Source organism: Streptomyces synnematoformans, assembly GCF_039531005.1.
Taxonomy (GTDB): Bacteria; Actinomycetota; Actinomycetes; order Streptomycetales; family Streptomycetaceae; genus Streptomyces; species Streptomyces synnematoformans.
The window spans coordinates 1-20,303 of sequence record NZ_BAAAPF010000115.1; the positions used below are offsets into that span (position 1 = coordinate 1).

The 20,303-nt window shown below is 73.4% G+C and carries 19 protein-coding genes and 1 pseudogene; 11 read left to right on the top strand and 9 right to left on the bottom strand.

Annotated elements, in window-relative coordinates; genetic code table 11:
- The 4 genes from ABD317_RS18040 to groL form a co-directional block, all read left to right on the top strand.
- On the top strand, positions 1-673 hold a 673-nt coding region (locus ABD317_RS18040; RefSeq protein WP_344290994.1), incomplete at its 5' end, for a polysaccharide deacetylase family protein.
- A complete protein-coding gene (locus ABD317_RS18045; RefSeq protein ID WP_344290995.1) occupies positions 670-1,614 on the top strand; it encodes a polysaccharide deacetylase family protein in 945 nt (314 codons plus the stop codon). The genes ABD317_RS18040 and ABD317_RS18045, both read left to right, overlap by 4 nt.
- A gap of 245 nt (positions 1,615-1,859) precedes the next feature.
- Entirely contained in the window at positions 1,860-2,168 is a 309-nt protein-coding gene (gene groES / locus ABD317_RS18050; protein WP_027756363.1) for a co-chaperone GroES, read from the top strand.
- A 124-nt stretch (positions 2,169-2,292) separates the two neighbouring features.
- Complete coding sequence (gene groL / locus ABD317_RS18055) at positions 2,293-3,918, top strand: chaperonin GroEL (RefSeq protein ID WP_344290996.1); 1,626 nt, start codon at positions 2,293-2,295, stop codon at positions 3,916-3,918.
- A gap of 381 nt (positions 3,919-4,299) precedes the next feature.
- Here groL and ABD317_RS18060 read toward each other — a convergent pair whose 3' ends face one another.
- From ABD317_RS18060 to ABD317_RS18070, 3 genes are all read right to left on the bottom strand, one after another.
- Positions 4,300-5,073, bottom strand: a complete 774-nt coding sequence (locus tag ABD317_RS18060; protein ID WP_344290997.1) for an SDR family NAD(P)-dependent oxidoreductase — start codon at positions 5,071-5,073, stop codon at positions 4,300-4,302.
- A 22-nt stretch (positions 5,074-5,095) separates the two neighbouring features.
- On the bottom strand, positions 5,096-6,664 hold the full coding sequence (locus ABD317_RS18065; protein ID WP_344290998.1) for a multicopper oxidase family protein: 1,569 nt from the start codon (positions 6,662-6,664) through the stop codon (positions 5,096-5,098).
- A gap of 135 nt (positions 6,665-6,799) precedes the next feature.
- Positions 6,800-7,468 (bottom strand): MOSC domain-containing protein, encoded by a 669-nt coding sequence (locus ABD317_RS18070; RefSeq protein WP_344290999.1) that lies wholly within the window; start codon positions 7,466-7,468, stop codon positions 6,800-6,802.
- A gap of 72 nt (positions 7,469-7,540) precedes the next feature.
- On the opposite strand from ABD317_RS18070, the gene ABD317_RS18075 reads away from it, so the two are divergent.
- The gene (locus tag ABD317_RS18075; RefSeq protein WP_344291000.1) at positions 7,541-8,602 is read left to right on the top strand and encodes a LysR family transcriptional regulator; all 1,062 of its coding nucleotides are present in this window, start codon (positions 7,541-7,543) and stop codon (positions 8,600-8,602) included.
- A gap of 9 nt (positions 8,603-8,611) precedes the next feature.
- Here the strand turns inward: ABD317_RS18075 and ABD317_RS18080 are convergent, their stop codons facing one another.
- Complete coding sequence (locus tag ABD317_RS18080) at positions 8,612-8,926, bottom strand: WhiB family transcriptional regulator (RefSeq protein ID WP_027756369.1); 315 nt, start codon at positions 8,924-8,926, stop codon at positions 8,612-8,614.
- 407 nt (positions 8,927-9,333) lie between these two features.
- Between ABD317_RS18080 and ABD317_RS18085 the strand changes: the two genes are divergently transcribed.
- The 4 genes from ABD317_RS18085 (at position 9,334) to ABD317_RS18100 (ending at position 13,674) form a co-directional block, all read left to right on the top strand.
- Positions 9,334-9,945: a response regulator transcription factor gene (locus ABD317_RS18085; RefSeq protein WP_026276081.1), complete on the top strand. Its 612-nt coding sequence runs from the start codon at positions 9,334-9,336 to the stop codon at positions 9,943-9,945.
- 301 nt (positions 9,946-10,246) lie between these two features.
- Positions 10,247-10,849 carry an RNA polymerase sigma factor ShbA gene (locus tag ABD317_RS18090; RefSeq protein WP_027756370.1) on the top strand — a complete coding sequence of 201 codons (603 nt, stop codon included), beginning with the start codon at positions 10,247-10,249 and terminating at the stop codon, positions 10,847-10,849.
- Positions 10,850-10,998: 149 nt separating this feature from the next.
- Positions 10,999-12,504 (top strand): IMP dehydrogenase, encoded by a 1,506-nt coding sequence (gene guaB / locus ABD317_RS18095; RefSeq protein ID WP_344291001.1) that lies wholly within the window; start codon positions 10,999-11,001, stop codon positions 12,502-12,504.
- A gap of 54 nt (positions 12,505-12,558) precedes the next feature.
- The gene (locus ABD317_RS18100) at positions 12,559-13,674 is read left to right on the top strand and encodes a GuaB3 family IMP dehydrogenase-related protein (RefSeq protein ID WP_344291002.1); all 1,116 of its coding nucleotides are present in this window, start codon (positions 12,559-12,561) and stop codon (positions 13,672-13,674) included.
- A 34-nt stretch (positions 13,675-13,708) separates the two neighbouring features.
- Here the strand turns inward: ABD317_RS18100 and ABD317_RS18105 are convergent, their stop codons facing one another.
- The 3 genes and pseudogenes from ABD317_RS18105 to ABD317_RS18115 form a co-directional block, all read right to left on the bottom strand.
- Positions 13,709-14,263 (bottom strand): hypothetical protein, encoded by a 555-nt coding sequence (locus ABD317_RS18105; RefSeq protein WP_344291003.1) that lies wholly within the window; start codon positions 14,261-14,263, stop codon positions 13,709-13,711.
- A complete protein-coding gene (locus tag ABD317_RS18110; RefSeq protein ID WP_344291004.1) occupies positions 14,260-15,279 on the bottom strand; it encodes an ATP-binding protein in 1,020 nt (339 codons plus the stop codon). Before ABD317_RS18110 ends, ABD317_RS18105 begins: the two co-directional genes overlap by 4 nt.
- Before the next feature lie 460 nt (positions 15,280-15,739).
- Positions 15,740-16,210: pseudogene (locus tag ABD317_RS18115) on the bottom strand (winged helix-turn-helix domain-containing protein); the annotation flags it as partial.
- A gap of 61 nt (positions 16,211-16,271) precedes the next feature.
- On the opposite strand from ABD317_RS18115, the gene ABD317_RS18120 reads away from it, so the two are divergent.
- Positions 16,272-17,495: an RNA-guided endonuclease InsQ/TnpB family protein gene (locus tag ABD317_RS18120; protein WP_344291005.1), complete on the top strand. Its 1,224-nt coding sequence runs from the start codon at positions 16,272-16,274 to the stop codon at positions 17,493-17,495.
- Between the two features lie 987 nt (positions 17,496-18,482).
- On the top strand, positions 18,483-18,893 hold the full coding sequence (locus ABD317_RS18130; protein WP_344291008.1) for a hypothetical protein: 411 nt from the start codon (positions 18,483-18,485) through the stop codon (positions 18,891-18,893).
- 87 nt (positions 18,894-18,980) lie between these two features.
- On the opposite strand, the gene ABD317_RS18135 is transcribed toward ABD317_RS18130, so the two are convergent.
- Entirely contained in the window at positions 18,981-19,592 is a 612-nt protein-coding gene (locus ABD317_RS18135; protein ID WP_344291006.1) for a hypothetical protein, read from the bottom strand.
- Between the two features lie 110 nt (positions 19,593-19,702).
- Complete coding sequence (locus ABD317_RS18140) at positions 19,703-20,155, bottom strand: hypothetical protein (RefSeq protein ID WP_344291007.1); 453 nt, start codon at positions 20,153-20,155, stop codon at positions 19,703-19,705.
- Between the last annotated feature and the right edge of the window lie 148 nt (positions 20,156-20,303).

The following is a 20,303-nucleotide window of genomic DNA, read 5'->3' on the forward strand; positions in this document are numbered from 1 at the left end:
CCCGCTGCTGCCGCCCGCCCCGCCGCGCACCAAGCCCGCGCTCGCCACCGAACCCGGCTTCGAGACCGACGACGGCGGCCCCGGCCTGCCGCCCGTCGTCACCCGGGTCCCGACCGACGACCGGGTGATCTTCCTGACCATCGACGACGGCCACCGCAAGGACCCCGAGCTGCTGCGCATGCTGCGCGAACTGGACGTCCCCGTCAGCGCCTTCCTCACCGACGACGCCGCGCGCGACGACTACGCCTACTTCCGCGCCCTCCGGGACCTCGGCACCACCGTCAGCAACCACACCCTCCACCACCCCAACCTGCGCGAACTGCCCTACGCGGCGCAGCGCGAGGAGATCTGCGGCCAGCAGCGCGTCCTCAGGCGCGAGATGGGCGCCGCCCCGCGGATCTTCCGCCCGCCCTACGGCAACTACAACGGCGACACCCTGCGCGCGGCGAAGGACTGCGGCATCGACCTCGTGCCGCTGTGGCAGCAGGAGGCGTTCCCCGGCCGCTGGACGTACTCCCGGGCGGACACCGCCTTCCACCCCGGCGATATCGTGCTCACCCACTTCGAAGGTCCTTCCGAATTCGGCGGCACGATGGCCGATGTCGTCCGTACGGTGCTCCGTAAGGCGAACGACGAGGGCTTCGCCGTTGCTCGCTTGGAGGACTACGTATGAGGCGCAGCCGCGCCGTCCGCCGCCGGCCGTCCGCCGCCGCGATAGCCGCCGCCTGCCTGCTGGCGCTCACCGCCTGCGCGGACGCCGCCCGGCCCACGGAGGAGTGGTTCCCGGAGACCACCGGCGAGTCCGCGGCGGGGGCCGGGGACGGCAAGCCGGGCGCCGGGCAGGGGGGCCGCACGCCCCGCGCGCTGCCCGGCGGGGCAGGCGGGGACGACGGGGCCACCCAGGGCGGCCGCGCCGCCGCCCCCGGGGCGTACCACCGCTGGGGCCTCGACCGCCCCCTCGCCCCGCCGCCCGAGCCGCCGGCCGCCCGCCCCGTGCGGCCGGAGCCCTCCGGGCTGCCGGCCGTGGTGGACCGGGTGCCGACGCGCGACAAGGTCGTCTTCGTCACCATCGACGACGGCGTGAACAAGGACCCGGCGCTCATCGACATGGCGGCGGACCTGCGGCTGCCGTTCAGCATGTTCCTCGCCGACTCCGCAGTCGGGGGAGGTACCGGCGAGGACTACGGCTACTTCGCGGAGCTGCAGCGCCTCGGCAACTCCGTACACGGCCACACCCTCACCCACCCCGACCTCACCTCCCTGCCGTACGCCGCGCAGCGCCGCCAGATCTGCCGCCAGCAGGAGCGCGTCGCGGACCGCTTCGGCGTCCGCCCGACGCTCTTCCGGCCGCCCTACGGCGAGTACGACGCGGCGACGCTCAGGGCCGCGGCCTCCTGCGGCGTACGGGCGGTGCCGCTGTGGCGGGCGGAGATGAAGGCCGGCGGCCTGGAGTACCGCGAGGGCGACCGGCTGCGCCCCGGCGACATCGTGCTGGCGCACTTCCGGGGGCCGGGGCAGCAGGGCGGCCGGACGATGACGGACGTGCTGGCGGAGCTGGTACGGGAGATCCAGCGGCAGGGGTACACGGTGGCCCGGCTGGAGGACTACATGTGACGCGGACGGGGCCCGGCTCGCACAGCTGTACGGGGCGTACGGGCGGGTGGGCGACCCGGACGGCGGCAATCTGGCACTCGGCTTGACCGAGTGCTAAAGGGCGGCATAACCTCGGCTCTGGCACTCCCCGAGGGAGAGTGCCAACACAGCGACGAGGCGGATCCGGCACCCGCGACGACGGGTCCTCCTGGGTCGCCACCCCAGACATTCAACCCCGCGAGATCTCCGAAGGGGGAGGTCGGATCGTGACGACCGCCAGCACCAAGGTTGCCATCAAGCCGCTTGAGGACCGCATCGTGGTCCAGACGCTCGAAGCCGAGGAGACCACGGCCTCGGGCCTGGTCATCCCGGACACCGCCAAGGAGAAGCCCCAGGAGGGCGTCGTCCTGGCCGTCGGCCCGGGCCGCTTCGAGGACGGCAACCGCCTGCCGCTCGACGTCTCCGTCGGCGACGTCGTTCTCTACAGCAAGTACGGCGGCACCGAGGTGAAGTACAACAACGAGGACTACCTCGTCCTCTCTGCCCGCGACGTGCTCGCGATCATCGAGAAGTAACGGGGCGCTCCCGCTTCTTCCGCACCCCAGGCCGCGCCCCGGATCCGTTCGCCGAGCACCACATACCGAAACGGGCCGGGGCGTCGGCGCTCCCTACGGCGCCCTTTGAGAGGACCCACGTTTCATGGCGAAGACTCTGAAGTTCGACGAGGACGCCCGCCGCGCTCTGGAGCGCGGCGTGGACAAGCTCGCCGACACCGTGAAGGTGACGATCGGCCCCCGTGGCCGCAACGTCGTCATCGACAAGAAGTTCGGCGCCCCGACCATCACCAACGACGGCGTCACCATCGCCCGCGAGATCGAGGTCGAGGACCCTTACGAGAACCTGGGCGCGCAGCTCGTGAAGGAGGTGGCGACCAAGACCAACGACATCGCGGGTGACGGCACCACCACCGCCACCGTGCTGGCCCAGGCGCTGGTCCGCGAGGGCCTGCGCAACGTGGCCGCCGGCGCCTCCCCCGCCGCGCTCAAGCGCGGCATCGACGCCGCCGTCGCGGCCGTCTCCGACGAGCTGCTGAAGGCCGCCAGCCCGATCGACTCCAAGTCCGACATCGCCGCGGTCGCCGCGCTGTCCGCCCAGGACGAGCAGGTGGGCCAGCTCATCGGCGAGGCCATGGACAAGGTCGGCAAGGACGGCGTCATCACCGTCGAGGAGTCCAACACCTTCGGCCTGGAGCTGGACTTCACCGAGGGCATGGCCTTCGACAAGGGTTACCTGTCGCACTACATGGTGACCGACCAGGATCGCATGGAGGCGGTGCTGGAGGACCCGTACATCCTGATCACCCAGGGCAAGATCTCCTCCATCCAGGACCTGCTGCCGCTGCTGGAGAAGGTCATGCAGGCGGGCTCGTCGAAGCCGCTGCTGATCGTCGCCGAGGACGTGGAGGGCGAGGCCCTGTCCACCCTCGTCGTCAACAAGATCCGCGGCACCTTCAACTCCGTCGCGGTCAAGGCCCCCGGCTTCGGCGACCGCCGCAAGGCGATGCTCGGCGACATGGCCACCCTCACCGGCGGCACCGTGGTCTCCGAGGAGGTCGGCCTCAAGCTGGACCAGGTGGGCCTGGAGGTGCTGGGCACCGCGCGCCGCGTGGTCGTCACCAAGGACGACACGACGATCGTCGACGGCGCCGGGAAGTCCGACGAGGTCGCCGGCCGGGTCGCGCAGATCAAGGCCGAGATCGAGGCCACGGACTCCGACTGGGACCGCGAGAAGCTGCAGGAGCGGCTGGCCAAGCTGGCCGGCGGCGTGTGCGTCATCCGCGTCGGCGCGGCCACCGAGGTCGAGCTGAAGGAGAAGAAGCACCGCCTGGAGGACGCGATCTCCGCCACCCGCGCGGCGGTCGAGGAGGGCATCGTCGCCGGCGGCGGCTCGGCGCTCGTGCACGCCGCGAAGGTGCTGGAGGGCAGCCTCGACCTCAGCGGCGACGAGGCCACCGGTGTCGCGGTCGTCCGCCGCGCGGCGGTCGAGCCGCTGCGGTGGATCGCCGAGAACGCGGGCCTGGAGGGGTACGTCATCACCTCCAAGGTCGCCGAGCTGACGGGCGGCCAGGGCTTCAACGCCACGACCGGCGAGTACGGGGACCTGGTGAAGGCCGGCGTCATCGACCCGGTGAAGGTGACCCGCTCCGCGCTGGAGAACGCGGCGTCCATCGCGTCGCTGCTGCTGACCACGGAGAGCGCGGTGGTGGAGAAGCCGGAGCCGGAGGAGGACCAGGGCCACAGCCACGGCCACGGCCACGCGCACTGACCTCCGGTCGGGGCGGCGGACAACCGCCCCGGGTGCGCCCGTCAGGGCCCCGCGCCGTACGCGAACGTACGGGGCGGGGCCCTGCGCGTTGACCTCCGGTGAGGGCGGCGGACGGTCGCGCGGCCTCACCGGCGGGTTCCCGCCCGCGGCGGCCGGCCCCGGCGGTGCAACCGCGCCGGGGCCGGGGCCCCCACCCGCCTGAGGTGGGGCCCCGCCCGCGCGGCGGAGCCGCGGGTGCGGGGGCCGGGGCGGAGCCCTCGGGGGTCGACTGCGTGGCGGAGCCGGCGGTCGTGGGGGCGTGCGGGGGGCTCGGGGGCGGAGCCCCTGAGGTTCGGGAAGGGGCGGGGTCGGGGAACACCCCCTGCCGGGGCTGGACCCCGGTCAGCGGGGGCCGTACTTGCTGCCCGCACCCGACGACACCCGCCCCAGCAACCCGCGCGGCACCAGCTTCGCCGCCCCCATCAGCGCCTTGTACCGCGGGTCCGGAATCGACACCGTCCGCCCCCGCCCCAGGTCCCGCAGCGCCTCCGCCACCACCCGGTCCGCGTCGAGCCACATCCACCCCGGGATGCGGTCCGTCCCCATCCCCGCCCGCTCGTGGAACTCCGTCCGTACGAACCCCGGGCACAGCGCCATCAGCCGCACCCCGCTGCCCGCCAGGTCCCGCGCCACCCCCTGCGTGAACTGCACCACCCACGCCTTGCTCGCCCCGTACGTCCCGCGCGGCACGAACGCCGCCACCGACGCGACGTTCACCACCGCGCCGCGCGACCGCTCCTGCATCGCCGCCGCCGCGGCCGTCGTCAGCCGCAGCACCGCCTCGCAGTGCACCTTCAGCATCGTCAGCTCGTCGGCGAGCGCCACCTGCAGGAAGCGCCCCTTGAGCCCGAAGCCCGCGTTGTTGACCAGCAGGTCGACCGGCCGGCCGGCCTCGCCGAGGCGGGCCTCGACCGCGGCGATGCCCTCCTCCGTCGCCAGGTCCGCGGGCAGCGCCGCGGCCTCGACGCCGTGCCGCTCGTGGAGTTCGGCGGCCTGCTCGTGCAGCCGTTCCGCCGTTCTGGCGACGAGCACCAGGTCGTGTCCGGAGGCGGCCAGGCGGCGCGCGAAGGCGGCGCCGAGGCCGGCCGTCGATCCCGTAATCAGCGCAGTGGTCATGTCCGCACGCTAGCGGGCGCGCTCAGTGTCCGGCATGTCCGCCGCTCCCACCGGGGACCCGCCCGGCCGCCCCGCCCGGCTCCACGACGACGAACTGGCCCATCATCCCGCCGTCCTCGTGGGAGAGCAGATGGCAGTGGTACATGTACGGCACGTCGGGGTCGGGCGGCCCGTCGAAGCGCAGGGCGATCTTCACCTCCCGGCCGCTCGGCACGTACACGGTGTCCTTCCGCCCCCGCAGCTCCGGCGGCGGCGGTTCGCCGTCCACCGCCAGCACGCGGAACTGCACGTCGTGGACGTGGAAGTTGTGCGTGACGCCGTCGCGGTTGCGCACGGTCCAGACCTCGGTGGCGCCGCGCTCGACGGTGGCGTCGATGCGGTCCATCGCCATCGGGGCGCCGTTGATGCCGCTCATGCGCAGGTCGAAGTGGCGTTCGCGGGAGGCGTCGGCCGGGTCGGGCAGTTCGACGTCGGCGAGCCGCGCGGGTACGTCGGGGGCGGGGCGCAGGGTGTCGGCGGCGCGCAGCTCCAGCACGTCGAAGGAGTCGTCGCCGCCGGAGAAGCGGGACTGCCAGAAGTCGCCGCCGCCCGGCGGGCTGCTGCGCAGGACGGTGCGTTCGCCGGGCGCCATCCGCACGAGGATCTCGGCGCGCTCGCCGGGGGAGAGCGGCAGGCGGTCGGTGCGGTGGGGGGCGCCGAGGAGGCCGCCGTCGGTGGCGACGAGGTCGAAGGCGCGGTCGTCGGCGAGGCCGAAGTCGTAGACGCGGGCGGTGGAGGCGTTGAGGAGCCGCAGCCGGACGAGTTCGTCGCGTACCTCCCGGTACGGGGCGAGGGTGCCGTTGACCATCGTCTCGTCCCCCAGGAAGCCGGTGTTCCGCAGGAACCGGTGGCCGTGGTCGAAGCGGGCGCCGTTGAAGCGCACGTCCTGGACGACGACGGGGAGGTCGTTCACCCCGTACTCGTCGGGGAGGCCGAGCTGCCGTGCCGGCGCGTCGTCCACGAGGAACATCCCGGCGAGCCCGCGCTGCACGTGCCGCTCGGTCCCGCCGTGCGGGTGCGGGTGGTACCAGAGGGTGGCGGCGGGCTGGTCGACGGGCCAGTGCGGCTCCCATGCGCCGCCGGCGTCGACCATCTGGTGCGGCCCGCCGTCCATGGCGGCGGGCAGGTGCATGCCGTGCCAGTGGACGGTGGAGGGCTCGTCGAGCCGGTTGGCGACCTCGACGCGGACCTTCTCGCCGCGCTCGGCGCGCAGCGTCGGCCCGAGGTACGTGCCGGGCCAGCGGTCGGCGGCGGCAGTCGCGGGGCTGGTGAACCCCCAGGTCGGCGTGGGCTGCCCGGGCCGGAACTCCGTCTCGCCCGCCCGTATCCCGAGCCGGAAGACGCGGGTGCCGTCCGGCTGCACCTCGCCCTCCTCCAGCGGCGGTATCAGCAGCTCGTTGCGGAAGTCGACCTTGCCGACCGTGGAGACGTCCGCGCCGGTGTAGAGCCACAGCCCGGCGCCGGCCACGGTGCTCACGACCGTGGCCGCCACCGCGGCCAGCACGAGCAGCACCCGCTTGAGCCGCGACCCCCGTCCGTTCGTCTTCGTCATGTGTCAGAGTTTTCTGACATGAGGGCCCGGCGGGCATCGGGTATGGCACGGGTACGTCCCGGAGGCGCCCCTGAGCCGCGTCTCCGGGACACCCCCGAGAGCGCGGGCCGGCCCGGCGCCGCCGGGCCGGGGGCGTCAGGCCGTCTGGGCCGCCGCCTTGCGGGCCTTCTCCCGGGACTCCGGGTGCAGCGCGTCGCCGGCGGCGAGGAGGCGGGGGAGCAGCTCGCGCTCCAGGGTGAGCGCGCGGAACCAGAAGGCGGCCGTCACCTCGTGGTCCGGGCGGTGCTCGACGCGGACCGCGTCCCCGGCGCGTATCTCGCCCGGCTCGATCACGCGCAGGTACGCGCCCGGCCGGGCCGCCTGCGTGAAGCGCTTGACCCAGCCCTGCTCGCCGAGCCAGCCGGCGAACGTGCGGCAGGGGATGCGCGAGCTGGTGACCTCCAGCAGCAGGTCGGCGCCGACCCGCCAGCGCTCGCCGATGAGCGCGCCGCAGACGTCGACGCCGGCGGTGGTTAGGTTCTCGCCGAAGACGCCGTTGGGCAGGTCGCGGCCGAGTTCGGCGGCCCAGACGTCGAGGTCTTCGCGCGCGAACGCGTACACCGCCTGGTGCGTGCCCCCGTGGTGGCGGAGGTCGCCGACGACGTCGCCGGCGAGGCCGCTGCCGCCGACGCCCTCGGGGCCGGGCTCCTCGACGCGCACGGGCCCGTCGGCCGGCCGCTTGTCGATGCCGGTGACGAAGCCGGGGGCGTCGGTGATGTCGGGCGCGGTCTGCGGACGGCCGAGGTTCACGGAGAGCAGGTGCATCCCTCGACGGTAACCGCCCCCGCCGACAGCGCTCAAAGCGGTTTCCGACCGGGACTCGCCTAGGCTGGGGGCATGTTCGACGCCCGCCACCTGCGCGTTTTCCGGGCCGTGGCCGCGACCGGCTCGTACTCCGCCGCCGCCCGCGAACTCGGCCTGACCCAGCCCGCCGTCAGCCAGCAGATGCGGGCGCTGGAGCAGGCGGCGGCCACGCCGCTGCTGGTCCGCGCGGGCCGGGAGCTGCGGCTGACCGAGGCCGGGGAGGCGCTCCTGCGGCACGCGGGCGGGATCCTCGCCGGGCTGGCCGCGGCGGAGGAGGAGGTCGCGGCGCTCGCGGGGCTGCGGGCGGGGCGGGTGCGGCTGGTGTCGTTCCCGAGCGGGAGTTCCACGATCGTGCCGGGCGCGCTGGCGGCGATGCGGGCGGCGCACCCGGGGACGCGGATCTCGCTGGTGGACGCGGAGCCGCCGCGGTCGGTGGGGATGCTGCGGGAGGGGGAGTGCGAGATCGCGCTGGCGTTCCGCTACCCGTCGGCGGACGCAGGTACAGGTACGGGGACGGGCGCGCACGCGGGTACGGACACGACAGGCGGGGCCGCCGCGGCCGCCGCGGCCGGGTCGGACGCGGAGGCGGACGGCTGGGACGGGCTCGTCGTCCGGCCGCTGCTCACGGACCGGCTGCTCTGCCTGGTGCCGGAGGACCACCCCGCCGCGGCCGCCGGCCGGGTCGAGCTGGCGGAGCTGGCCGGGGAGCCGCTGATCGCGGGCTGCCCGCGGTGCCGCCGGCACCTGGTGGAGCTGTGCGAACGGGCCGGCTTCGGGCCCCGTATCGACTTCGCGACGGACGACTACCCGGCGGTCGTCGGCCTCGTGCGCGCCGGGCTGGGGGTGGCGGTGCTGCCCGGGCTCGCGGTGCGGGCGGTGCCGCCGCGTGGGGTCGTCACCGTGCCGCTGGCGCCGGCGGCACGGCGGGAGGTGGTGGCGCTGACGCTGCCGGACCTGGCCCGGGTGCCGACGGTGGCGGCGATGCTCGACCGGCTGGCGACGGCCGCCGTGCACGCGGACACCGCCGGGACCGCCGGTGCTCCCGAGACCGCGGACGCCCCCGACGCCGCGGGGGCCGCCGCGCCCGCCCCGTAGCGCACCGAATCAGTTGTGGTGTGTGGGCGCCGGTGCCGGCGCCCGGTGCCGGGCGCGGCCCAGCAGCTCCTCGCGCTCGTCCTCCGTCAGCCCGCCCCACACGCCGTACGGCTCACGAACCGCCAGCGCGTGCGCCGCGCACTCCGCGCGCACGGGGCAGCGCATGCACACCTCCTTGGCGGATGCTTCCCGTGCGCTGCGGGCGGCGCCCCGCTCCCCTTCCGGGTGAAAGAACAGCGAGCTGTCGACACCGCGGCAGGCTGCGATGAGCTGCCAGTCCCACAGATCGGCGTTCGGGCCCGGCAGACGGGAGAAATCAGCCATTTTGTATCACCTTGGAAGCGCCACGGAAGACCCCTAACGGTCGTGACACTACCTCTCCGGGCTTACCAGATGTAAATAGTACTCATAGTGAAAATAGAAAACAGCTGATCAGAACGGGCTGAATTGGTGCATTCGGGTCATGGTGCGGCGCGGCGTGGCGGCTCTTACTCCGTGACCGGTTCATCACCTAGAGTGGCGACGTGTGTGGCCCCGGTCCCCGTGGCGACAGTCGTTGCCACAGGTGCCGGAAGCCCCCGTAACTCTTTCGGGTGACCGTCGTTGAGAGTGCGGAAGCGGTTGACCGCGTTCGTCCCGGGCGCGCCCGATGAACGGTCGACCGCCGAAGGTGACGATACGTACCAGCCCTGGAGGCTCAAGGTGACGCGCATCAGCTCCGGAGGGCGGCCATGACTTCCGTCCTCGTTTGCGACGACTCCCCACTCGCCCGAGAGGCGCTTCGCCGCGCGGTCGCGACCGTGCCCGGCGTAGAGCGCGTGACGACGGCGGCTAACGGCGAAGAAGTGCTCCGCCGCTGGGGTGCCGATCGTTCGGACCTGATTCTGATGGACGTACGGATGCCCGGCCTCGGCGGCGTCGAGACCGTGCGCCGGCTGCTCTCCGCCGACCCGGGGGCGCGGATCATCATGCTGACCGTGGCCGAGGACCTCGACGGCGTGGCCCTCGCGGTCGCCGCCGGCGCCCGCGGGTACCTGCACAAGGACGCCTCCCGCGCCGAGCTGCGCGCCACCGTCACGCAGGCCCTCGCCGACCCGACGTGGCGGCTCGCGCCGCGGCGGCTGCGCTCCACCGAGATGGGGGCTGCGCCGACGCTCACGGCGCGCGAGATCCAGGTGCTCGAAGGCATGAGCCACGGGCGGTCCAACGCCGAGATCGGCCGCGAACTCTTCCTCTCCGAGGACACCGTGAAGACGCACGCGCGCAGGCTTTTCAAAAAACTCGGCGCGTCCGACCGCGCGCACGCCGTGGCGCTCGGGTTCCGCTGGGGTCTCGTACGCTGACCTGCCGCGCATCCGCCGCGCCGGGGGCCGGTGCCCCGGCCCTGCGCACCCGTCCCGTACGCGGCGGCGGGCCCGCGGGCGGGGGCCGCGGGCCGCGGGACGGCCCGGTTTCGCGCGCGAAGGCGCATGCTTGAGGCATGGGTTCTTGTGGGCGGCGCGCAAGGGGCACAGCGGAATCCCGGACGGGGGAAGCGAAGGGAGGGCGCTCGTGGTGACTGTCCGCGCAGTTGCGCATAACGCTTCGGTCTACAACGACGGCCGCGATACCGCGGAACGTTCGGGGGCGAGGCACCATGGACGGATGCGCGGCAACGAGACCACTGTTTCCCAGACGGCCGAAAGGCCGGGCGAGATCAGGGGCCTCGTACAGCTTGCCGCCGAGGGCGACGAGCGCGCGACGCACGATCTGCTGGCCCACGTGCATCCGCTGGCGCTCCGCTATGTTCGCACGCGGCTGCACCGGTTGCCGGGCGACGCACGGCACTTCGTCGACGATCTCGCGCAGGAAGTCTGCATCGCGGTGCTCTGCGCGCTCCCGCGCTACCGCGACACCGGCCGCCCCTTCGAGGCCTTCGTCTTCGCCATCGCCGCGCACAAGGTCGCGGACCTGCAGCGGGCGGCGATGCGCGGCCCCGGCTCCACCGCCGTGCCCTCCGACGAGATGCCGGAGCGGCCGGACGACTCGCTGGGGCCCGAGGAGCAGGCGCTGCTGAGCAGCGACGCCGAGTGGGCGAAGCAGCTGCTGGCGAGCCTGCCGGCGAACCAGCGGGAGCTGCTGCTGCTGCGGGTCGCGGCGGGCTTCAGCGCGGAGGAGACGGGCCGGATGCTCGGGATGACGCCGGGCGCGGTGCGGGTGGCGCAGCACCGGGCGCTGAGCAGGCTGCGGGCGCTGGCGCGCCAGTAGCGGCGGGCCGCCCGCGGTGTACGGACCGAAGGCCCGCCGGCCGCCGGACTTCGTACCTTCGTGCACCCGTCACCAGGCCCGTTACGGACCTGCCCGGCGCGCCGTTACCATGGTCAGTCCCATCGGGCAAGACCCACCGGAAGGGTGTCATGACAGAGCGCGCCGCCGACGTCCCTGACAAGTTCGCCACCATCGGGCTCACCTTCGACGACGTGCTGCTGCTGCCCGGCGCCGCCGACATGGCCCCGGGCGAGATCGACACCTCCAGCCGCGTGTCGCGGAACGTCAGGGTGAACATCCCGCTGCTCTCCGCCGCCATGGACCGGGTCACCGAGTCCCGGATGGCCATCGCCATGGCCCGCCAGGGCGGCGTCGGCGTGCTGCACCGCAACCTCTCCATCGAGGACCAGGCCAAGAAGGTCGACCAGGTCAAGCGCTCCGAGTCCGGCATGGTCGCCGACCCGATCACCATCCGCCCCGACGCCACCCTCGCCGAGGCGGACGCGCTCTGCGGCCGGTTCCGTATCAGCGGCGTGCCGGTGACCGACGAGGGCGGCCGGCTCGTCGGCATCGTCACCAACCGCGACATGGCCTTCGAGCCCGACCGGAGCGTCGAGGTGCGCTCGATCATGACGCCGATGCCGCTGGTCACCGGCCGGGTCGGGATCTCCGGCGCGGAGGCCATGGAGCTGCTGCGCCGGCACAAGATCGAGAAGCTGCCGCTGGTCGACGACCGGGACGTGCTCAAGGGCCTCATCACGGTCAAGGACTTCGTGAAGGCCGAGAAGTACCCGAACGCCGCCAAGGACGACGAGGGCCGCCTGCTCGTCGGCGCGGCCGTCGGCGTCGCGGGCGACGCGTACGACCGCGCGCAGGCGCTCGTCGAGGCCGGCGCGGACTTCATCGTCGTGGACACCGCGCACGGCCACTCGCGGCTCGTCGGCGACATGGCCGCGAAGATCAAGTCGAACGCGGCCGTCGACGTCGTCGCCGGCAACGTCGCCACCCGCGACGCCGCCCAGGCGCTGGTCGACGCGGGCGTCGACGGCATCAAGGTCGGCGTCGGCCCCGGCTCCATCTGCACCACCCGCGTGGTCGCCGGCGTCGGCGTCCCGCAGGTCACCGCGATCTACGAGGCCGCGCTCGCCGCCCGGGACGCCGGCGTGCCGGTCATCGGCGACGGCGGCCTGCAGTACAGCGGCGACATCGCCAAGGCGCTCGTCGCCGGTGCGGACACCGTGATGCTCGGCAGCCTGCTGGCGGGCTGCGAGGAGTCGCCGGGCGAGCTGCTGTTCATCAACGGCAAGCAGTTCAAGTCGTACCGCGGCATGGGGTCGCTCGGCGCGATGCAGTCGCGCGGCGGCGCCACGTCGTACTCCAAGGACCGCTACTTCCAGGAAGAGGTCAGGAGCGACGATCAGCTGATCGCCGAGGGTATCGAGGGCCAGGTCCCGTACCGCGGCCCGCTCGCCTCCGTCGTCCACCAGCTGATCGGCGGGCTCCGGCAGTCCATGTTCTACGTCGGCGGGCGCACCGTCCCGGAGATGAAGGACCACGGCCGCTTCGTCCGCATCACCTCCGCGGGCCTGAAGGAGAGCCACCCGCATGACATCCAGATGACGACCGAGGCCCCGAACTACTCCCGCAAGGCCTGACCGGACCCGCCGGGGGATACTGGGGGCGGCAACCGTCTGGAAAGGGCAGTATTCGTGACCGAGATCGAGATCGGCCGGGGCAAGCGCGGGCGCAAGGCGTACGCCTTCGACGACATCGCCATCGTGCCGAGCCGGCGCACCCGGGACCCGAAGGAGGTCTCGATCGCCTGGCAGATCGACGCCTACCGCTTCGAGCTGCCCTTCCTCGCCGCCCCGATGGACTCGGTCGTCTCGCCGGAGGCGGCCATAAGGATCGGGCGCTTCGGCGGTCTTGGCGTGCTCAACCTCGAAGGGCTGTGGACCCGTTACGAGGACCCGGAGCCGCTGCTCGCCGAGATCGCCGCGCTCGACGAGCACGACGCGACACGGCGGATGCAGGACATCTACGCCGAGCCGATCAAGGAGGAGCTGATCGGCCGGCGGCTGGCGGAGGTCCGCGAGTCCGGCGTGGTCACGGCCGCGGCGCTGTCGCCGCAGCGCACGGCCCAGTTCTCCAAGACCGTGGTCGACGCGGGCGTGGACCTCTTCGTCATCCGCGGCACGACGGTCTCCGCCGAGCACGTCTCGTCGGCGGCCGAGCCGCTGAACCTCAAGCAGTTCATCTACGAACTCGACGTGCCGGTCATCGTCGGCGGCTGCGCCACGTACACGGCGGCGCTGCACCTGATGCGCACGGGCGCGGCGGGCGTGCTGGTCGGCTTCGGCGGCGGCGCGGCGCACACCACCCGCAACGTCCTGGGCATCCAGGTGCCGATGGCGACGGCGGTGGCCGACGTCGCGGCGGCCCGCCGGGACTACATGGACGAGTCCGGCGGCCGCTACGTGCACGTCATCGCGGACGGCGGCGTCGGCTGGTCCGGCGACCTGCCGAAGGCGGTGGCGTGCGGGGCGGACGCGGTGATGATGGGCTCCCCGCTGGCGCGCGCGACGGACGCGCCGGGGCAGGGGCACCACTGGGGCATGGAGGCCGTGCACGAGGACGTGCCGCGCGGAAAGGTGATGAACCTGGGCGCGGTGGGGACCACGGAGGAGGTCCTGCTGGGCCCGTCGCACACGACGGACGGGTCGATGAACTTCTTCGGCGCGCTGCGGCGGGCGATGGCGACGACGGGGTACTCGGAGCTGAAGGAGTTCCAGCGCGTCGAGGTGACGGTGGCGCGCTCGCGCTGACACGGTTGCGCGGTGCCGCGGCACCGCCCCGGCGCTAGCGCACGCACCTCTCGGTCGCCAGCGCACGGCCCGCCGTGTCCTGCACCCGTACGCCGATGTCCTCGGGGGGCGAGTCCTGCGCGTCGCCGACCGCGTCCGCCGCCGTGCACACGATCTGGCGCAGGGCGGTGGGCGCGGGGCGCCATCCCCCCAGCACGGTCACCTCGGCACCGCCGCGTGCGCGGGAGGCGAGGCGCGGCGCGGGGAGGTTCTCCGGGACGAAGCTGACCAGCCCGCGGTCCCGTTCGGCCCGGCTGGTGCCCTGGACGAGCAGGTCCATGGCGCGCTGCAGACGGGCCGTACCGCCGCTGCCCTCCCCGGCTCCGGCGCTGCGCGAGACGCGTTCGAGGCCGGTGGCGGCGTAGAAGTACACGTGCGTGACGGCCGCTTCCCGGCTGTCCGGCGCCGCCAGCCCGCTCGCCGGCGGCCCGGCCGCCGCGGGGCCGCTGTCGTCGATGCCGCAGCCGGCCGACGCCGCCAGAGGCAGCACGAGGAGCACCGACAGCACCGACGGCGTACGCAGGGCCGTGTGCCCCGTGAGTCCCTTCACGTTCCGTCCCGGGGGAGGTGGAGGGGAAGCTCCAGGGTGAACTCTGCGCCGCCGCCCGGCACGTTGGCCGCGGTGAGCGTGCCCCCGTGCAGGCGCGCGTTCTCGGCGGCGATGGCGAGGCCCAGGCCGCTGCCCTCGCTGCGGGTACGGGCCGCGTCGCCCTTGGTGAAGCGGTCGAAGACGTGCGGGAGCACGTCCGGGGGGATGCCCGGCCCGCCGTCGGTGACGGTGAGGACGAGGCGGTCGCCCTTGCCGCGGGCCCGGACGTGGACGGGGGCCGAGGGCCCGCCGTGGCGCAGGGCGTTGCCGACGAGGTTGGCGAGCACGACGTCGATGCGGCGCGGGTCGACGGTGGCGCGCAGCCCCGGGGCGACGTCGACGTCGACCCGCTCCTGCCAGTGGCGCAGGGAGAGGGTCTTGCGGACGAGTTCGCCGATGTCGATCTGGTCGCGGTGCAGGACGGCGGCGCCCGCGTCGAACCGGGAGATCTCCATGAGGTCGTCGACCATGCGGGCGAGCCGCCGGGTCTCGTCGGCGACCAGCCCGAGCGCCTCGGCGGTCTCCGGGTCCAGCCGTCCGGAGGCGGCGTCGGCGTCCAGCACCCCGGTCACGGCGGTCATGGCGGCGAGGGGCGTGCGCATCTCGTGCGACACGTCGGCGGCGAAGCGGCGTGCCCTGGCCTCCATGCCGCGCAGGGTCTCGGCGTCGGCCTGGAGGGTGGCGGCCATGCCGTTGAACGTGCGTGCGAGGTCGGCGAGTTCGTCGTTGCCCCGGGCGTCGATGCGCGTGTCCAGGGCGCCGGCGGCCATGTTCTCGGCGGCCGAGCGCAGCCGCCGCACCGGGCGCAGCACGCTGCCCGCCGCGAGGAGTGCGGGGACCGCGGAGAGCAGGACGACCGGCAGCGCACCGGTGCGCGCCGCGTCGACGAGCGCGGACACGTCCTGCTCCTCGGAGGCGAGCGAGAAGGCGGCGTAGACGACGAGCCCGGAGCGGCGGGACGGCTGGTCGGTGACCATGACGGGGACGGCGACGGCGAGCCACGGGTCGCCGCCGTGGTGGAAGCGCTGCGCGACCGCGTGCCGGGCCGGGGCCCCCGCCTCCCGCAGCCCGGCGGGCAGCGGCGCGGCCCGGCCGGTGGCGGAGACGAGGGGCCCGTCGCGGTAGGCGGCGGAGGTGTGCCAGGCGCGTGAGCCGCCGGAGCGGTCGAGCTGGAGGGCGAGGGCGCGCAGGTCGCGCTCGGCGGGCCGGGCCGGGCCGGCAGGTCCGGTGCGAGCGAGTCGAGTTGGCCCCGCAGGTCGTGGACGGCGCGGTCCCGGGTGCGGTCCAGGGTCGCGCCGCGCGCCTGGCGGACGGTGAGCGCGGCGGCGGCGAGCACGCTCAGCGCCGACACCAGCAGGAAGGCGACGACGAGGCGGGTGCGCAGGCCGCGGGGGACGAGCCGGCGGCGCAGCGGGGGGCGGTGCGGAGAGGGGCGGCTCACAGGGGCCCGAAGCGGTAGCCGAATCCGCGTACGGTCTGGACGTAGCGCGGCTTGCGCGGGTCGTCCTCGATCTTGGCCCGCAGCCGCATGACGCACGCGTCGACGAGGCGGGCGTCGCTGTAGTAGCTGTGCTCCCACACGTACTCCAGGAGCTGCTGGCGGCTGAAGGTCTGCCCGGGGGAGGCGGACAGGAACAGCAGCAGCTTGAGTTCGGAGGGGGCGAGGGTGACGTCCTCGCCGTGTTTGAAGACCTGCAGCCCGGTCCGGTCGATCCGCAGGTCGCCGACCGTGGTGGACGCCTCGGGCGAGCCGGCGGCGGACGTGAGGGGCGGTGCGACGCGGCGCAGCACCGCGCGCATCCGGGCCTCGATGAGTTCGTCGCTCGCCGGTTTGACGACGTAGTCGTCCGCTCCGGCCTCCAGTCCCACGACGACGTCGATGTCGTCGCCGCGCGCGGAGAGGATCACCGGGCGGGGTGAGCAAGCGCACCAAGATCAATTGTCAGTCCATCCAGGTAGGTTCGGATGCATGACGACAGCAGCGCAGACGAACGAGAGGGCCGGGCACGCCCGGTACGCTTTCCGGTTGCGCTTGTCGAGGACGGCCCGGCGTCAGCTTGAAGCCGAGTGGGACCGGTGCCGTTGGATCTGGAATGAGTCGGTCGCCAAGTCCAAGGCCGTCCACGCGCATAACCGGGCGACCGGCAAGAAGGTGACGTGTGGCCCGGCCCAGCTCGACAAGATGCTGACGGAGGCCCGCGCCCGTACGCCGTGGCTCGCGAGAGGCGCATCGGTGCCGCAGCAGCAGGTGATTCGCGACTTCGCGAAGTCGCGGGCCAAAGCCTTGAAGGACATCAAGGCGCGGTTGCCGATGCGGCAGCGGGCTGGAATGCCCCGCTACAAGAAGAAGCGTGAGGCGCTGCCGTCCTTGAACTACACGCAGCGCGGTTTCCGCCTCAAGGATGGCCGCCTGTATCTAGCTGGCGGGATCGCCGTAACGGTGGTGTGGTCACGTGAACTGCCGAAGCCGCCGTCGTCGGTGCGGGTGTACCGAGACAGCAGCGGACATTGGTACGGCTCGTTCGTGACCGCCGCAACCACCGCGGCGCTACCCGCGATCGGCCGTGTGATCGGTGTGGACTGGGGCGTAAGCGAGACCGCCACCACCACTGACGACGCCTACGACCTGCCGCACGCCGAGTACGGCAAGAAAGCCGCCGCGACGCTGAACCGGTATCAGCGGATGATGGCCCGACGTCGACCGCCCAAGGGGCGGGCCGGATCGAAGGGTTACCGGGAAGCCAAGCGGAAGGCGGCGAAGCTGCACAAGAAGGTGGCTCGGCAACGCCAGGACACTGGCCGTAAGTGGGCCAAGGCGGTGATGCGCGACCACGACGGCGCAGCCGTCGAGGACTTCCGCCCCAAGTTCCTGGCGAAGTCGACCATGGCACGCAAGGCCGCGGACGCGGCCATTGCGGCGACGAAGGCGGCCCTGGTCGAGATGGGCCGCAAGCACGGGCGCGATGTGCGCCTGGTACATCCCGCGCACACCACGATGGACTGTGCGCAGTGCGGAGCGAGAACCAAGCACGCACTACCTCTTTCCGAGAGAACCTATGCCTGCACCGCGTGCGGAGCCGTGTCCCCGAGGGACAAGAACTCAGCACGCGTGATGCTGGTCCGGGCAGGTTGGAACCCGGCAGGTGCTGAGGGCGGAAGACCGCCGGGGCCGCTGGCCCCGGGGGCGGCCTGAGCCTGGAATCCCCACGCACGCCCGAAGGTGCCCGTAAGGGGCGTTCGGCCGTAAGGCCGGGCTGGAATCCCCCGCCTTCAGGCGGGGGAGCCTTCAAATGGTGACCGTCGCCTGCCCATCGAGCCGGCCAACCTGACGCTGCAGTACGCGCAGACGGTGCTGGAGGGACTGAAGGCCCACCGCCGGCCGGCGGGACGGCGGCCGTCCTGCGCCCGCACGTCCACGCCCGCCGGTTCCCGGCGTCCGCGCGGCGGATGGCCATGCCCGAACTCCCGGAGGAACTGTTCCTCAGGGCGCTGGACGCGATGGTGCGGGCGGACCGCGACTGGATCCCGTCCGGCCCCGGCCAGTCGCTGTATCTGCGGCCGTTCATGTTCGCCCACGAGAGCGGCTTCGGCGTCCGCGCCGCGGACTCGTATCTGATCGTGGTCGTCGCCTCGCCGAACGACAGCTACTTCGGGACCGGCGCGCGCCCGGTGTCGGTGTGGCTGTGCGAGGACTACGCGCGGGCGCTCCGGGACCACACCCACCCGCTCACCCCGACCCGCGGCCTGCTGTGGCAGCTCGCCCCCGGCACGGAGCCGGCCTCCGGCATCTGGATGCACTCCGGCTTCACCGGCACCGCCATGTGGCTGCCCGCGGCTGGAACGCTGGGCCGTGCTCCTCACCAACAAGGTCTACTACTCGCGCCGGCGGCAGCCCCTCGCCGGGATCTGCGACGCGTTCCGGGCCCTGGTCTTCGGCTGACGGTCGCGGGGTGCGGAGGGTGCAGAGGGTGTGGAGAGCGCGGAGAGTGCGGCGGGTTGCCGTCCCTGGCAGGTCGGGGGTTTGTCCAGACCTGGGTCGTCACCATGTGCGTGGGAAGTGTCACGCTCCGCGGGCGTGACGTTTCAGCGGGGTCCCGGCGCTGTCCTTGTGGAGGCACAGTCGACGAGCCTGGAGGGGAATCCCATGGAGCGGACGAGCGAGTTGCCCGACGCGGCGGGGATGAGCCGGTACGTGGAGGGGGTGGTGGCCGAGTGGTTGCGGGGGGAGCGGCGGCTGCCGCTGGACTACTCCGTGGAGAGCCTGCGCGTCGCGGACCGGATCGTGGCCGGGGTACGGGCCGGGCGGGGCGCCGACGAGCGGACTGTGGCGCGGGCGCTGCGGGGGGTCGGGGCGTACGTCGGGGAGGTGATGGTGCGGGCCGGGGGCGGGAGTTGGGTCGACCTCGACAGCCGGCAGCGGGACTACTTCGAGCAGCCCGTCGGAGTGCGGATGCCGGACGGGCGGGTGTGGAACCCGCTGGGGCGCGCGATGCGGCGCTACGACCGGGGGAAGGGCGGCCGCGAGTCGCTGTACGTCTTCTACCTGCTGCTGCACGGGCGGATGGGCGGGGTCGTGCGGGGCGTACGGTAGGGCGCCCGCCGGGTCGGCAACGAGGCAGGGCCGGGGCCGCGTTCGTCGCGGTGCCCCGGCCCTGCGCCGTTGCGGAGTGCGGTTGCTTCAGCTGCTGCCGAGGCGCTTCGTGATCCCGAAGCCCGCCGCGCCGCCGATGGCGTACATCACCGCCACGATCGCGTCGAAGTCCTCCTTGAAGCCCTCCTTCAGCGCGTCGAACTCGTCGGTGAACGCCGACACCACGCCGATGTGGCCGTCCGTCCAGTGGTTGATCATCAGCGCGTAGCCGAGGAACTGGCCCATGATCGCGCCGAGGATGCCGAGCACGGCGGCGACGAAGGGCAGCGCCGGGTTCCGCCCGCCGAGCTTGCCGAACGCGAGGCCGACCAGGATGCCGGCCGCGGCGGCGGGGTACGCGTACAGCGTGTACTCGCCGTTGTCCTCCGCCGTGGCCCGCATGATGCCGGCGAAGATGGCGGCGCCGACGAGCATCGCGACGATGCCGACGGCCACGGCGAGGCCGACGTTGCCCGTGCGGGGCGGGGGCGGCGGCGGGGGCTGCTGGGCGTAGGGCGGCGGGGCGCTGTACGGCTGCTGCCCCGGCGCGCCGTACGGCTGCTGGCCTGGGGCGCCGTACGGCTGCTGGTTCGGCGCACCGTACGGCTGCTGGTTCGGCGCGCCGCCGGGGCCCGGTTGCTGCTGATACGGCTGGGACATGAGGACTTCCCCCCGGAGTTAAGGATCTGCCGTACCCGGAGACAGGTGGGCGCGGTCAGAGTGACAACGCGCGAGACGCTAGCAGTTGAGCGGGGACCGACAACAAGCCCTTATGGGGAGTCGTGACGCGACTGCGACATCTTGTTTCGAATCTCGGACACCCGCTGGCTGACCAGGAACGCTTCGGCTCCGGCGACCAGAAGGAACGACATGTCGTTCTTCCCCAGCACCTCGGCGTTCCAGAAGTCGTACGCCGCGCCGACGTCGGCCGTGCCGAGGTACACCGCGGTCGCCGTGATCTGGGTGAGGAGTACGCCCACGAGCGCCACGGGGATCGCCACGAGCGCCGCGCCGCGGGTCCGCTCGCCCGCGCGGCCGACGGCGGCGCCGACGAGGAGGCCGAGGGCCAGCGCCCAGTAGCCCAGTTCCAGGCCGCGCTCGCCCACCAGGCCCTGCGTGACTCCCAGGACCAGCGCTCCCGCCACGGTGGCGGCGGCGCCGACGGCGAGTGCCTGCAGCAGCCGGGGGCGGCTGTCGGCCGTCGTCATCACCGCGTCACCCATACGGCCGAACGGTAGCAGTTCCGGCGTTGGACATCCGGTTGCGGCACCCGGCGGGGCGGGTGATCCCCCGGTCTGCCGCGGGCGGGCCGCCGGCCCGCTGCGGGCCCGGTTCCGGCCTGCCGCCGGCCCGCCGGCCGTCCGCCGCGTG